General features: G+C 60.3%; 11 protein-coding genes. 2 read left to right on the top strand and 9 right to left on the bottom strand.

What is annotated here, in order from left to right:
* Positions 1–513: 513 nt before the first annotated feature.
* Positions 514–2,475, top strand: coding sequence for a choline transporter BetT (gene betT, locus BFP93_RS15790; RefSeq protein ID WP_163001547.1), 1,962 nt, complete (start codon positions 514–516; stop codon positions 2,473–2,475).
* Between the two features lie 150 nt (positions 2,476–2,625).
* Positions 2,626–3,663 (top strand): L-glyceraldehyde 3-phosphate reductase, encoded by a 1,038-nt coding sequence (mgrA, locus tag BFP93_RS15785; RefSeq protein ID WP_065884649.1) that lies wholly within the window; start codon positions 2,626–2,628, stop codon positions 3,661–3,663.
* Positions 3,664–3,728: 65 nt separating this feature from the next.
* Here mgrA and BFP93_RS15780 read toward each other — a convergent pair whose 3' ends face one another.
* The 9 genes from BFP93_RS15780 to BFP93_RS15740 all read right to left on the bottom strand — a co-directional run bounded on the left by BFP93_RS15780 (position 3,729) and on the right by BFP93_RS15740 (position 14,673).
* Positions 3,729–4,643, bottom strand: coding sequence for a hypothetical protein (locus BFP93_RS15780; RefSeq protein WP_065893797.1), 915 nt, complete (start codon positions 4,641–4,643; stop codon positions 3,729–3,731).
* 35 nt (positions 4,644–4,678) lie between these two features.
* A complete protein-coding gene (locus BFP93_RS15775) occupies positions 4,679–6,280 on the bottom strand; it encodes a hypothetical protein (protein WP_141687977.1) in 1,602 nt (533 codons plus the stop codon).
* A 191-nt stretch (positions 6,281–6,471) separates the two neighbouring features.
* A complete protein-coding gene (gene tauD / locus BFP93_RS15770; protein ID WP_065893795.1) occupies positions 6,472–7,308 on the bottom strand; it encodes a taurine dioxygenase in 837 nt (278 codons plus the stop codon).
* A 14-nt stretch (positions 7,309–7,322) separates the two neighbouring features.
* Positions 7,323–8,159, bottom strand: a complete 837-nt coding sequence (tauC, locus tag BFP93_RS15765) for a taurine ABC transporter permease TauC (RefSeq protein ID WP_065893794.1) — start codon at positions 8,157–8,159, stop codon at positions 7,323–7,325.
* A complete protein-coding gene (tauB, locus tag BFP93_RS15760; protein WP_065893793.1) occupies positions 8,156–8,935 on the bottom strand; it encodes a taurine ABC transporter ATP-binding subunit in 780 nt (259 codons plus the stop codon). Before tauB ends, tauC begins: the two co-directional genes overlap by 4 nt.
* An 18-nt stretch (positions 8,936–8,953) precedes the next feature.
* Positions 8,954–9,931 carry a taurine ABC transporter substrate-binding protein gene (gene tauA / locus BFP93_RS15755; protein ID WP_065893792.1) on the bottom strand — a complete coding sequence of 326 codons (978 nt, stop codon included), beginning with the start codon at positions 9,929–9,931 and terminating at the stop codon, positions 8,954–8,956.
* 236 nt (positions 9,932–10,167) lie between these two features.
* Complete coding sequence (gene gshA / locus BFP93_RS15750; protein ID WP_065893791.1) at positions 10,168–11,751, bottom strand: glutamate--cysteine ligase; 1,584 nt, start codon at positions 11,749–11,751, stop codon at positions 10,168–10,170.
* A 214-nt stretch (positions 11,752–11,965) separates the two neighbouring features.
* Positions 11,966–12,349 (bottom strand): PaaI family thioesterase, encoded by a 384-nt coding sequence (locus tag BFP93_RS15745; RefSeq protein ID WP_065884641.1) that lies wholly within the window; start codon positions 12,347–12,349, stop codon positions 11,966–11,968.
* Positions 12,349–14,673, bottom strand: coding sequence for a Tex family protein (locus tag BFP93_RS15740; protein WP_065893790.1), 2,325 nt, complete (start codon positions 14,671–14,673; stop codon positions 12,349–12,351). Before BFP93_RS15740 ends, BFP93_RS15745 begins: the two co-directional genes overlap by 1 nt.
* Positions 14,674–14,891: the final 218 nt, after the last annotated feature.

The following is a 14,891-nucleotide window of genomic DNA, read 5'->3' as shown; positions in this document are numbered from 1 at the left end:
AAGAGCGTTTTGCTTACTTTTGCGCTTTTCAAAAGTGAGCCGCTGTAAAAGCGGAACCATTAGCAGCCGTGACCGCAGAAACGGATATGTACTCAACCCAATTCAACATCCTGGTCGGCCCTGAGGCCGCCATCGGGGGCAAGCCCCCTCCCACATTTGGATCTGTGGGGTATCAGTAAGATAGTCACAGGCTGCCTGATCCAACGAGGAGCAAGCCCCCTCCCACATTTGAATGCATTTCATCTTCACGTCGCTGAACGATTTGCCCCCGTAACCCGTCATACCAATCCCTGAGCTAGTGTAGGAATTATCTACCACTCAGCCCCGAAATTAGTCCCAGACCGCCCATTCATGTTTAACTTGAACGCTCGTTCAAGTTAAACCGGTGGTTCGCTGCCCGCTCACAACAGGAGGCTTACCTTTGCTGAGTCCGTTATATACAGCCACATTTCACACCTCGGGGGTGCGTCGTTCATGAGTGCATCGTCCACCCCTCCCAGCGGTCTGGTGCGCATGAATGCGCCCGTTTTCTACTTTGCCGCCACGGCCATCCTGCTGTTCGGCATCACCGTCATCGCTATCCCGCAACAGGCCGGTGCCTGGCTGCTGGCGGCGCAAAACTGGGCGGCCAATACGGTCGGCTGGTACTACATGCTGGCGATGACCCTGTATCTGGTCTTCGTGGTGGTCACCGCGCTATCGGGCTACGGCAAGATAAAACTCGGTGCCGACCACGACGAGCCCGAATTCAGTTACCTGTCCTGGGCCGGCATGCTGTTCGCCGCCGGGATCAGCATCACGCTGTTTTTCTTTTGTGTGTCCGAGCCGCTGACGCACTTGGTGCAACCGCCCCAAGGCGAGGCCATGAATGCCGATGCGGCGCGCCAGGCCATGCAGGTCCTGTTCCTGCACTGGGGCCTGCACGGCTGGGGCGTGTTCGCGTTTGTCGGCATGGCCCTGGCGTATTTCGCTTACCGGCATAACCTGCCGCTGGCGTTGCGCTCGGCGCTGTATCCGTTGATCGGCAAGCGCATCAATGGCCCGATCGGTTACGCGGTGGATGGCTTCGGCATCATTGCCACGGTATTCGGCCTGGGGGCCGACATGGGTTTTGGCGTGTTGCACCTCAACTCCGGCCTGGATTACCTGTTCGGCATTGCCCATACGCAGTGGATCCAGGTGGGCTTGATCACCTTGATGATGGGCGCGGCGATCATCGTTGCCGTGGCCGGTGTCGACAAGGGTGTGCGGGTGATGTCCGACATCAACATGCTGCTGGCCTGCGCACTGCTGCTGTTCGTGTTGTTTGCCGGGCCTACCCAGCACCTGCTCAATACCTTGATCCAGAACATCGGCGACTACCTCGGTGCGTTGCCGACCAAGAGTTTCGACGTATACGCCTACGACAAACCCAGCGACTGGCTGGGCGGTTGGACGGTGTTCTACTGGGCCTGGTGGATCGCATGGTCGCCGTTCGTGGGCCTGTTCATCGCGCGGATTTCCCGTGGCCGCACCATCCGCGAATTCGTGTTTGGCGTGCTGCTGATCCCGCTGGGTTTCACCCTGGCGTGGATGTCGATCTTCGGTAACAGCGCCATCGACCAGGTGCTCAACCATGGCATGACCGCGTTGGGCCAGTCGGCCATCGATGAGCCGTCGATGAGCCTCTACCTGCTGCTGGAAACCTACCCGTGGAGTAAAACCGTGATTGCGGTCACGGTGTTTATCAGCTTCGTATTCTTCGTGACCTCGGCGGACTCAGGCACAGTGGTGCTGTCGACCCTGTCGTCCAAAGGCGGCAACGCCGATGAAGACGGGCCGAAATGGCTGCGCGTGTTCTGGGGCGCGATGACCGCCCTGGTCACCAGCGCCTTGCTGTTTGCCGGCAGTATCGATTCGTTGAAATCAGCGGTCGTGCTGACCTCGCTGCCGTTCTCGCTGATCCTGCTGCTGATGATGTGGGGGCTGCACAAGGCGTTCTATCTCGAATCGCAAAAGCAGATCGCCCAGTTGCATTCGCTGGCACCGATCTCGGCGTCGCGCAAAGGCCGTGGCGGCTGGCGCCAGCGTCTGAGCCAGGCCGTGCATTTTCCGTCGCGCGACGAGGTGTACCGTTTCCTCGAGTCGACGGTGCGCCCGGCCATCGAGGAAGTGACGGCCGTATTTGTCGAGAAGGGCCTGAACGTGGTCACCCAGCCAGACCCGGCCAACGACAGCGTCAGCCTGGAAATCGGTCATGGCGAGGAGCATCCGTTCATCTACCAGGTGCAGATGCGTGGCTATTTCACGCCATCGTTCGCCCGTGGCGGCATGGGTTCCAAAGAGATCAACAACCGCCGTTACTATCGCGCCGAAGTGCACCTGCGTGAGGGCAGTCAGGATTACGACCTGGTGGGTTATACCAAGGAGCAGATCATCAACGACATCCTCGACCAGTACGAGCGGCACCTGCAGTTCCTGCATCTGGTGCGCTGATTTGCGCGCATAAATGCACGTAATAGCGTTCCTCTCAAGTGGGTCTTTGCTGTAAAAGGGAAAGGCAGACTTAAGCGATTCAGCGGGTTCAAAGGCCTGGGAATAACCTTATTCCCAGGCCTTGTTTGCCCCAAGCCCAGAGAGGATTCGATGACTTACATTGCTGCCGAAAACCGCTATGAATCTATTCCTTATCGCCGCGTAGGCCGCAGTGGACTGGTGCTGCCGGCACTGTCCCTGGGGCTGTGGCACAACTTTGGCGACAGCACCCCGATCGCCACCCAGCGTGCCCTGCTGCGCACCGCGTTCGACCTGGGCATCAATCACTTCGACCTGGCCAATAACTACGGCCCTCCCTACGGCAGCGCCGAGATCAATTTCGGTCGTTTGCTGCGCGAAGACTTCAAGCACTACCGCGACGAACTGATCATCTCCAGCAAGGCCGGCTGGGACATGTGGCCCGGGCCTTATGGCCAGGGTGGCGGTTCGCGCAAATACGTGCTGGCCAGCCTCGATCAGAGCCTGCAGCGCCTTGGCGTCGATTATGTGGATATCTTCTACTCGCACCGTTTCGACGCCGACACGCCATTGGAAGAAACCGCCAGTGCGTTGGCCACCGCCGTGCAGCAGGGCAAGGCGTTGTACATCGGTATCTCGTCCTACTCCGGGGTAAAAACCCGGGAGATGGCAGCGCTGCTCAAAGAGTGGAAAGTGCCGCTGTTGATTCACCAGCCCGCCTACAACCTGCTCAACCGCTGGGTGGAAAAAGACCTGCTCGACACCACCGACGAACTCGGCGCCGGCGTGATTGCCTTCACGCCGCTGGCTCAGGGCTTGCTCACCGATAAATACCTCAACGGCATTCCTGCCGATGCCCGGGTGAACCGTCCGGGGGGAGGCTCGCTGCAGGCCCAACACCTGTCCGAGGAGAACATTGCCCACGTGCGCGCCCTGAATGAGATCGCCCAGCGTCGCGGTCAGAGCCTGGCGCAATTGGCGCTGGCCTGGACCCTGCGTGATCCACGGGTAACCAGCGCGCTGATCGGTGCCAGCCGGCCGGAGCAGATCATCGAGAACGTCGGCGCGTTGAAGAACTTGAGCTTCAGCGCCGAAGAGCTGGCGCAGATCGATCGGTTCGCCCAGGAAGGCGGGATCAATCTGTGGGAAAAACCGTCAATGGCTGAGTAACGTCAGCGTGCCTGCTCGATAGAGGCGCCGACCTTTATCGTGGCAGGCACACTGCAGCTGTTTGCTCAGCGCAGGGTTAGCACTCGCCGGGCATCTTGGAAGCCCGACTCAGACAGCTTGACCTTATTCCCATAGAGGTCTGCGTAACCGTCAATCACGGCGACCGAGTGCCCACCGGCGTCTGCGGTACCCAGGCCTTCTTTGGCCAGTTGAGCCGGGTTGGTCCAGCGCCGTTTGGCATGTAGGCCCAAGCGATTGGTGGCATCTCCCGGCATTTCCCCGTCATTCAATGAGGCCATTGCGTCTTTGAAGCTGCGCTTGGCGCTGCCTTCGTGATTTTTCATCTGAGCCCGCTTGGCGCTGGCGGCATACAGGAATACTGCGTCCTTGAGCACGTCCGGGTCCTCGCCCTCAAAGCCGCTGCCGGTCCTCGCCAGCGTTAACTCTTCGTGGGATATGTGCAGCTTGAAGGTGTCTTGCATTGTCACCTCGAACCCCGTTTTTGTCGGGGTTATGAGTTTGAAAATCCCCTGTGGGTGATGACCGTATTTCATCATCGCCAGCTTGATCGCCGACACCGTGACGCAATTGCCTTCAATGCCCTGCCAGAACCCACGCCAGATATCCTCGGGCTTGGTGCCGGTCGGCACCGAAGACATAAATGGGCTCTCGTCTGGCCGGGGCTTGTCCAGGGGGGTGACAGTGGGCAAAGGGGCCGGCGGATCGCGATCAACCTGATGAGGTACTGCGTCAACCGCAGGGGCAGCAGGGCTGGCGCGTTGTGTGATGGTTTTGAGAAGGCTGTTCAGTGAGTTCAGTTGTTGAACGATAGACGCGTAAGGGTTTTGGCTGTTTTCCGCGCCGCCCGCGACGGGTGTTTCCATCGGGGCCTTGGCGTTCTTCACGCCTGTGCCGGCGCAGAAACTGGGAAGTAATGACGTATTAAGCGCTGCGGTGCCGCTGGCAGTGTTGAGTAACATGGGCCGCCTCGTATTCAGTAGTGTGAGTGAGCGATTCAGTGAGGGTCGAGTACGTAGCCGTGGCCCTCATAAGGCAAATATTGATGCGCCTTTTCATTGCCCAGAACCAAGCCAAAACCGTACAGAAACCCGACGGTATTCTGGTCTTCCAGTTCACTCACATGGACATGGCGCATATGGCCGATCATGCCGATATTTTCCAGGACCGGTTTGATATGCCGGCCATTCTGGATCGCATCACTGAGGGTCGTCTCGAAGTCGGACCTTGCCACCGGATCCTCATGTTCCAACTGGTGACGTTTCATAAAAGCGGCAAACATGAAGTTGGCATCCTTTATCAGCTCGCTGTCGTCACCGGACAGTTTCAGGGCTTGCCCGGCCCGCTGTAGCTCCTGGCGAGAAACATGCACTTCATAACCATCTCTCATCGTCACGTCGTAGCCGTCTCCTGCAACGGCAACCCGTTGAAAGCAATCGGTGGGGCTTTGCCCGAACGTCATCATCATCAGTTTTATTGCGTCAACGTAGGCTGCCGTTTCGCGAAACTCGCCAAAGCCCGGGGGGGTGTTACTCAAGCCAGTCAATATATTGGCTGGACGTTCACCGTTTCTCTTCGAGGAAATATCCGGCATCGCGCCGGGTGAAGGAGGACCGAGCGGAGCTGCGAGGGGTTTGACGTTGGTTTGCGGGGGGCTAGGCGCAACCCGCGCAGGGCGCGAGTCAGTGGACGGTTCGTCCAGCCTGGTGGTTGCGGGTAAATCCGACAGTACATAGGCCGGCTTTTTCAGCCTTAACTTCGAAGGTGTCCCGTGGAAATCCTCGTGACCATCGACAACCAGCATGGACTCCCCATTCGAGACAACGGTTATACCCAGTTTTTGACCCGTGCCCAGTGACTCGGACTTGACCTCTTTCAGATGGTTTTCCAGGCCCATGAGCTTCAATACGCTGCCGGCATGTTCGCCTTTATTGGTATTGCGCAGGGTCATGGGGTAACTCGCTTGTTCGGCGGGGTCGTTGCTTTGTAGCTGTTTTCGCTTGGCCAGGGTCGCATACAGAAAGTTGGCGTCTTTCAACATGTCTTCGTTGCCGAGCAATTGCGAACCTTCTTTGGCAAGGTCCAGTTCTTTATGGGAAATGAATAATGTGAAGCCATCTCTCATGGTCACATTGAACCCGTTATTCAGGGGCGTGACTTGAGCGTAAATATCGGTTGGGCTTTGACCAAAGTGCTGCATGGCCAACTTGATTCCCGCGACATGAGAACTGTGCGGTGTGGTCAGTGAGCGGTAGGTCTCATGGGGCGAAAAAAACAGGCCACCTAATACGTCATCGGGTTTTTGTTTGTCCTTTTTACTTGAAAGGTATTGCGTACTATCAGGGCGCACCGTCGAGTGGGTGGTCGCTGCAACGGTTGCGGGCGTACCAGGCTTGACGGGCGTGGCTTCGATGGCCTTGTGGAGTGTGTTCATCAAACTTTCAAGCTCGCTTAACAAAGCAAGCAAACTTTCGCGTCTGTCGGGCGCGGCGGTGGGCGGTGTCAGTGTTTCAAGTGTTGTGCCTGTGGCTGAAGGGGCGGGTTCAGCAGGCTGTGCCGCAAAAGCGGGCAGCCACGGCGATACGGTTGAGATATTCATTTAAGCACTCAATGGATTCAGGTAAGGGTTCACTGCGCAGGCGTTTTGGACGCACGATGTCAGTGGTGAGCCTTACCTCGTACGTTCCTGAAAGTGAGTGCTTGACGAGTTACAGGGCGTGTCGTGAGCCACATTTTTCCATAGGAAAAATCTTGAAATTAACGGTTTTTTCGCCATTTGAGGCGGTTGGATTAAAACGGTGCATCGCCCAGGATGGTGGCCCGGTGCATGACGCGGCGCTGTGGACGGTAGTCATCCACCGCGTAATGCTGGGTCACGCGGTTATCCCAGAACGCTACGTCATTTTCCTGCCAGCGCCAGCGAATAGTGAACTCCGGGCGGGTGGCGTGAGCAAACAGCAGCTTGAGAATCGCCTCGCTTTCGGCCGGTTCCAGTTCGTTGATTCGGGTGGTGAAGCCGTCGTTGACGAACAGCGATTTGCGCCCGCTGACGGGGTGTGTGCGTATCACCGGGTGTGACAGCGGCGGGTTTTTGCGACGGGTTTCTTCCCAGCGTGCCAGGTCTTCGGCGGTGTTGCCGAAGCGCTCCAGCGGAAAGGATCTGGTGAAGTCGTGGGTGGCGGTGAGGCCTTCGAGCAAGGCTTTGAACGGCTCGGACAACGCCTCATACGCCGCAATCCCGCTGGCCCACAAGGTATCACCACCAAATGCCGGCAACTGCTTGGCGCTCAGCACCGCGCCGAGGGCAGGCGTGGGCAGGAAGGTCACATCGGTGTGCCATACGGCGTTGTCACGCACATCGGTCACGGCCGTGTCGAGGATCAGCACTTCGGGCTGTTCCGGCACGTTGGGGTAGATCGGGTGGATATGCAGGTCACCGAAATTCGCCGCAAACCGTGCCTGCTGCTGCGGGGTGAGCGGCTGGTCACGGAAGAACAGCACCGAATGCTTGAGGAGTGCTTGTTCGATGGCGTCGCGCTCTTCAGGGCTCAGCGCCCGGGTGATATCGACGCCGCTGATCTGCGCGCCAAGCGCAGCGCTTAAAGGGGTAACGGTCAGGCTGCTCATTTAACGTTCATCACTCAGTGTGCCTGGCCATGCCACGGCACTAATTTACGCTGCAGGGCGCGCAGGCCCATTTCCATGGCGAAGGCGATCAGTGCGATCACCAGGATGCCCAGCACCACCACGTCGGTGACCAGGAACTGCGCCGCCGACTGCACCATGAAGCCCAAGCCGCTGGTGGCGGCAATCAATTCGGCGGCGACCAGGGTCGACCAGCCTACGCCCAGGCCGATACGTACTCCGGTAAGGATGTCGGGCAGGGCGCTTGGCAGGATCACATGACGAATCAGTTGGGCACGGGTGGCGCCCAGCGACTGCGCAGCGCGCAACTTGGCCGGGTCGACCGTGCGTACGCCGGTGGCGGTGGCGATGGCAATCGGCGCAAAGATCGCCAGGTAAATCAGCAGCACTTTGGACAGCTCGCCGATACCGCACCAGATCACGATCAGCGGCAGATAGGCCAGCGGCGGGATTGGCCGGTAAAACTCGATCAGCGGGTCGAGAACGCCGCGGGCGATGCGGTTGGCGCCGATGGCAATCCCCACCGGCACGGCCGTCAGCACCGCGAAACCCAGGCCCAGGCCGATGCGACTGAGGCTTGCGCCCAGGTGCTGCCAAAGGGTCGAATCCATGTAGCCGGATGTCGCCAGCAACCAGCCTTTTTGCAGCACGGCAGAGGGCGGCGGCAGGAACAGGGGTTCGATCAGGCCGCTGGCGGTTACCGCCCACCAGATAGCGAGCAGGACCGCCAGGGTCAGTACGCTGATCCACCGTGTGCTGAGGCTGCGGCGTGCCGGAATAACCGCATGGGTCAGCGGCTTGGCCGCTGTGGCGGGAAGTTCATAGCTGCTCATGTGCACACCTGCCGTTGCGAGAACACTCTGCCCAGTACGTGTTCGCGGGTTTCGATAAAACGCGGGTCGGACTTGATCGCCCGTGCCGATTCGCCAGCCGCGTAGCGTTGGCCGAAATCCAGCTGCAGACGCTCGACGATCTGGCCGGGGTTGGGCGCCAGCAGGATCAGGTCCGTGGCGAGGAACACCGCTTCTTCGATGTCATGGGTGATCAGGAACACCGGCTTGGCCGTGCGTCGCCAGACTTGCAGCAGCAATTCCTGCATCTGTTCGCGGGTGAAGGCATCGAGGGCGCCGAAGGGTTCGTCCATCAGCAATACGCGCGGGTCGGCCGCCAAGGCGCGGGCGAGGCCGACGCGTTGCTTCTGGCCGCCGGAGAGTTGCCAGGTGCGCCGGCTGTCGAAACCGCTGAGGTCCACCAGCGCGAGCATTTCACGGGCGCGCACTTCACGTTGCGCCTTCGGCACGCCGGCCAGCTCCAGGCCGAAGGCGACGTTGGCCAGCACGTCCTGCCAGGGCAGCAGGGCATCGTCCTGGAACACCACGCCGCGTTCGGCGCCGGGACCTTTGACCGGCACGCCGTCGAGGGTAATACGACCGGCCGAGGGTTCGACAAAGCCGGCAATCAGGTTCAACAGCGAAGTCTTGCCACTGCCGGAGGGACCCAGGGCCACCAGCAATTGCCGGGGGCCAAGCTCAAGTGAAATATCCGCCAGTACCGGTTCCGGGGCGCCTGGGTACTGTGCGCTGATGCGCTCCAGCTGCAGCAAGGCCATCGCGATGAACTCCTTGAATCAGTGAGTGATGAACTTGGCGCTGACGTAAGGGGCGTAGTCCGGCAGCACCGCGTCGACCTTGCCTTGCTCCTTGAGGAACGCGGCGGTATCGGTCACAGCTTTGGTGGTCGGTGCGCCCAGCAGGGTGACCTGGTCAGCGGCCAGCGGGTAGACATTGCCTTGCAGCAGCAACGGGATATCGCTGGCCTTGGCGCCGGAGAGCTTCACCAGCTTGTCGACGTTGGCCTTGTCGGCGAGCCAGGCCTGTGGGTCTTTACGGTAAGCGGCGTAGGCATCCAGCGTAACTTTGGCGAAGGCCGTGACGATTTCCGGATGCTTCTCGGCGAAGTCCTTGCGCACAATCCAGGCGTCGAAGGTCGGCGCACCGAACTTGGCCAGTTCGCCGGACGTGATCAGCACCTTGCCGTTTTCCTTGGCCACGCCCAGGGCCGGGTCCCACACATAGGTGGCGTCGATATCGCCGCGCTTCCAGGCGGCGATGATGGCTGGTGGTGCGAGGTTGAGGATGGTCACTTTCGAAGGGTCGATGTTCCAGTGCTTCAGCGCGGCCAGCAGGCTGTAGTGTCCCGTGGACACGAACGGTACGGCGACCTTCTTGCCGACCAGGTCTTGGGGGCTGTTGATCCCCGACCCATCGCGCGCCACCAGGGCTTCGGCGCCGCCGATCTGGGTGGCGACGAGGAAGGTCTGCACCGGCACCTTGCGCGTGATCGCAGCGGTCAACGGGCTGGAACCGAGGTAACCGATCTGCACGTCACCCGAGGCGATGGCGGCGATGATATCGGCGCCATTGTCGAATTTGCGCCAGTTGATCGTGGCGTGGGTGGCTTTTTCATAGGCGCCGTCGGCCTGGGCGACTTTGGCCGGGTCTACGGTGGTCTGGTACGCGACGGTCACATCCGCCGCCTGGGCAAACAGGCTGGCACCGGCCAGGGACAACGCCGCCAGCAAGCGCAGTGGAGTAGGCAGTTTCAAAGGGAAGCTCCTCGATCAGGCGGCCAGGGAGGCGGCGTGTGAGGAGACTAAATGATCTAAGAATGCGAAAATAAATAACATTTTCGCATTAGCTTATGAGGAGAAGGGTTGCAGCGATTCCTGAGCCTGATGCAGGGCAAATGTGGGAGGGGGCTTGCCCCCGATGGCGGTGGTTCAGTCACTGATTGAGTGGCAGACACACTGCTATCGGGGGCAAGCCCCCTCCCACATAAGGTTTAGTTGCTGATGGCCAGAATGCTCGCCTGGTACGACCCGACAAACACATCGAAATCGCCCACTTCGTTCTGCTCAAGCTCGGCCTGCTGCGCCAGCGACTTACGCGCCAGTTCTTCAAAGCGCGCTTGTTCCTCGGCCGGCAGCGGTTCCTTGCGGAAGAACTCGGCATGCACCTCGCTTTGATGCAGCGAGAACTGCGCGAAACTTTCCTTACGCTCGGCCATCGCTTCCAGCACCTGGGCCGAGGGCGTCAGTGACGGGTCGTTGACCTTGGCCAACTGAGCGTCCAGCGCCTGGCTGTGTTCAGTGATGCCATGGCTCTCATCGAGCAGGGCGGCCAGAGGCGCAATCTGCTCCAGCAGCTCGGTGGCCCACGCTTTCATGTCCACCGCCTGGCCCTGACGCTGCAATTGCAGGCCCGGACGGCGACCTTCCTTGACCACGCTGAGGAAGTTGGACGTGGCATTGCCGCACTCGTTATTGGCGAACAGCGGGCTGTCATTCAGCGCGCAAAACAGCAGGAATGCGTCGAGAAAGCGCGACTCCGGCAGGTCGATGCCCATCGGCAGGAACGGGTTGATGTCCAGGCAGCGCACTTCGATGTACTGGATGCCGCGCGCCATCAGCGCCTGGATCGGCCGCTCGCCGGTGTAGGTCACGCGCTTGGGACGGATGTTGGAGTAATACTCGTTTTCGATCTGCAGGATATTGGTGTTGAGCTGCACCCACTCACCGTCCTTGTGCGTGCCGACTTCGACATAGGGCGCGTAGGGCGTTGCCACCGCTTCGCGCAGGCTGTCGGTGTAGCTGGCCAGGTCGTTGTAGCACGGCGTGAGGCCGGCCTGGGCGTTGCTCTGGTAACCCAGGTCGCTCATGCGCAGGCTCGTGGCGTACGGCAGGTACAGGGTATCGGCGTCGAGCACTTCAAGCTGGTGCGAACGACCGCGCAGGAAGCCTGCGTCCAGGGCCGGCGAGGCGCCAAACAGGTACATCAACAGCCAGCTGTAGCGGCGGAAGTTGCGAATCAGCGCGATATAGGCGGTGGATTGATAGTCGCGGTCGGTGCCGACAAAGCCTTCGACATCCTTGAGCAACGGCCACAGCTGTTCCGGCAGCGAAAAATTGTAATGGATGCCGGCGATGCACTGCATGGTCTTGCCATAACGCAGGGCCAGACCCTTGCGGTAAACGTACTTGAGCTGCCCGATATTGGAGGTGCCGTAGTAGGCAATCGGAATATCTTCCTCGGCCGGCAACGGGCACGGCATCGAGGGGCTCCACAGGTATTCGCTGCCCAGTTTGGTGTAGGCAAAGCGATGGATCTTGTCCAGGCTGCTCAGGGTATCGGCCGGGTTGGGCAGTGCGGGAGTGATGAACTCCAGCAGCGATTCCGAGTAGTCGGTAGTGATCTGTTCGTGCGTCAACGCGGCGCCCAGGGCTTCCGGATGCGGCGTTTGGGCCAGGCGACCCTCACTGGTGACGCGCAGGCATTCACGCTCGATGCCATGCAGGCAGTGCTCTAGCAGGGAGAGGTGTTCGCGCTTGCCGAGCAGGGCCAAGCGGCGGTTGAGAAGTTCGCTCAAGTTGGATTCCTTCACGCGTCAGTCGCCCCAATATGGGGGTGGTCAAGACGGTCTACAAGGGTGAAGTTGAAACTGGCGTGATCGCCTGGTTCTGAGTCGATAGGACCCGCTCTGAATGTGCCTACTTCACTCCATGAATTGGGCTACAGCGCAGCGAGAAAATTCCGACGCTGTTGTCACAGCGCCGAAATTAACTCAAATCATATGCAGGGAGCTATAGGACAGCGAACGTGCCCTGTGCTTTTGCGACAAGTCTTTCGTCCTGGTACACCTCGGCTTCGACCACCAGCGTGCGCCGGCCGGCGTGGATCACCCGGCTGGTGCACAGCACGTCGCCGTCTTCAACGGCGCGGATATAGTTGATCTTGCATTCGATGGTCGCGCTCTGCTGGTCGAACCCATGGGCGCTGGAGCATGCCAGTCCCATGGTGATGTCCACCAGGCTGAAGATCGCCCCGCCGTGCAACTTGCCCCCGCGATTGCGCAACTGCGGCGCCAGGCTCAGGGCCACCTCGGCAACGCCTTCCTCCAGGCGTTGCAGGCGGCAGCCGATCAGTTCGCTGAACGCGCTCTGGGTCAAACCGGCCGGAATATCCATCAACGCTTCTTCAGTTGCTTGGCGTTGGCGAACAGCGAGGCCATGGCGTTGTTGCTCGGTGCGGCTGTCGCGGTGTCCTTGCGCGGCGCAGTGTTCTGCGACGGGCGCGGTGCCGAGCCAGGGCGAGCGCCACGGGCGCCGTCGATTTTCTCGCCGGGGGTGTCGCTCATGCGCATCGACAGGCCAACGCGTTTGCGTGGGATGTCGACTTCCATCACCTTGACCTTGACCACGTCACCGGCCTTCACCGCTTCGCGCGGGTCCTTGATGAACTTCTCCGAAAGTGCGGAGATATGCACCAAGCCGTCCTGATGCACGCCGATATCCACGAACGCGCCAAAGTTGGTCACGTTGGTCACCACGCCTTCGAGGATCATGCCCGGTTGCAGGTCCTTGAGGTCTTCGACACCGTCCTGGAACTCCGCGGTCTTGAATTCGGGGCGCGGGTCGCGGCCGGGTTTTTCCAGCTCTTGCAGGATGTCGGTAATGGTGGGCACGCCGAAGGTTTCGTCGGTGTACTTTTTCGGGTCCAGGCGTTTGAGAAACGCGGCATCGCCGATCAGCGAGCGGATGTCGCGATCGGTTTGGGCGGCAATTCGCTGTACCAGCGGATAGGCTTCCGGGTGAACCGCCGAGGCGTCCAGCGGGTTATCACCGTTCATTACGCGTAGGAAACCTGCGGCTTGCTCGAAAGTTTTTTCGCCCAGACGTGGGACTTTTTTCAGCGCCGCGCGGGTTTTGAAGGCGCCGTTCTCGTCGCGGTGATTGACGATATTCTGCGCGAGGGTCGCGTTCAGGCCGGAGATACGTGCAAGCAGCGCCACGGAGGCGGTGTTCACGTCCACACCCACGGCGTTCACACAGTCTTCCACGACCGCGTCCAGTCCACGCGCCAGCTTGAGCTGCGACACGTCGTGTTGGTATTGGCCGACGCCGATGGATTTGGGATCGATCTTCACCAGCTCGGCCAGCGGGTCCTGCAGGCGGCGGGCAATGGACACGGCGCCGCGGATGGATACGTCAAGGTCCGGGAACTCCTTGGACGCCAACTCCGAGGCCGAGTACACCGAAGCCCCCGCCTCGGAGACCATGACCTTGGTCATTTTCATCGCCGGGTACTTTTTGATCAGCTCGGCGGCCAGCTTATCGGTTTCGCGGCTGGCGGTACCGTTGCCGATGGCGATCAGGTCCACGGCATGCTTGGCGCACAGCGCGGCCAGGACGGCCAGGGTCTGGTCCCACTTGTTGTGCGGTACGTGCGGGTACACGGTGGCATGATCCAGCAGCTTGCCGGTGGCGTCGACCACCGCAACCTTGCAGCCGGTGCGCAGTCCCGGGTCCAGGCCCAGGGTGGCGCGTGGGCCCGCCGGTGCAGCCAGCAGCAGGTCATGCAGGTTGTGGGCGAATACGTTGATCGCCTCGGTTTCGGCGCCTTCACGCAGCTCGCCGAGCAGGTCGGTTTCCAGGTGGGTGTAAAGCTTGACCTTCCAGGTCCAGCGCACGACCTCACCGAGCCACTTGTCCGCAGGACGATTCTGATTCTGAATGCCGAATTGTTGACCGATCATGCCTTCGCACGGGTGCATGGTGCCCGGCAGCTCGTCGCCGACTTTCAGCGCGGAGCTGAGAATGCCCTCGTTGCGCCCACGAAAGATCGCCAGGGCGCGGTGGGACGGCATGCTTTTGAGCGGTTCGTCGTGTTCGAAGTAATCGCGGAACTTGGCACCTTCTTCCTCTTTGCCGGCGATGACGCGGGCGCTGAGAATGGCTTCCTGTTTCAGGTAGGTGCGCAGCTTTTCCAGCAGGCTGGCGTTTTCCGCGAAGCGCTCCATCAGGATGTACTTGGCGCCGTCGAGGGCGGTCTTGACATCGGCGACGCCTTTTTGCGCGTCGATAAAGCGCGCGGCTTCGGTTTCAGGCGTCAGCGACGGGTCGTTGAACAGGCCGTCGGCCAAGTCGCCAAGGCCGGCTTCCAGGGCGATCTGGCCCTTTGTACGACGTTTCTGTTTGTACGGCAGGTAAAGGTCTTCGAGGCGGGTCTTGGTGTCGGCCAGCTTGATGTCGCGTTCCAGCTGCGGGGTCAACTTGCCCTGTTCCTCGATGCTGGCGAGGATGCTGATACGCCGCTCGTCGAGTTCTCGCAGGTAGCGCAGGCGCTCTTCCAGGTGCCGCAGTTGGGTGTCGTCAAGGCTGCCGGTCACCTCTTTTCGGTAACGGGCGATGAAAGGTACCGTGGAGCCCTCATCCAGTAGCGCGACGGCCGCTTCGACCTGTTGTGGGCGTACACCGAGTTCCTCGGCGATGCGGCTGTTGATGCTGTCCATAAAACCACCTGAAATTCTGAAAAGCCGCTCGCAGGCCCGGAAAACAAGGCCTTGCGAGGCTGGTTGAGCGGCCCGACCGGCGCCGCTGCCTGGGTCAAGAGGCAGTCTATTGACCCTCGAAATCGAAAAAACACGAGAAGCGCGTAAAAAAAAGCCCGGCAGTAAACGGTAACGATCTGACGTTGCCCTGCACGAAAGCGCCGCATTATAACCAGCGT

The sequence above is a fragment of the Pseudomonas sp. 44 R 15 genome (assembly GCF_900004965.1).
GTDB lineage: Bacteria > Pseudomonadota > Gammaproteobacteria > Pseudomonadales > Pseudomonadaceae > Aquipseudomonas > Aquipseudomonas orientalis_A.
Note: the sequence above shows the minus strand (reverse complement) of the source record. Positions and strands in the feature narration are given on the sequence as shown.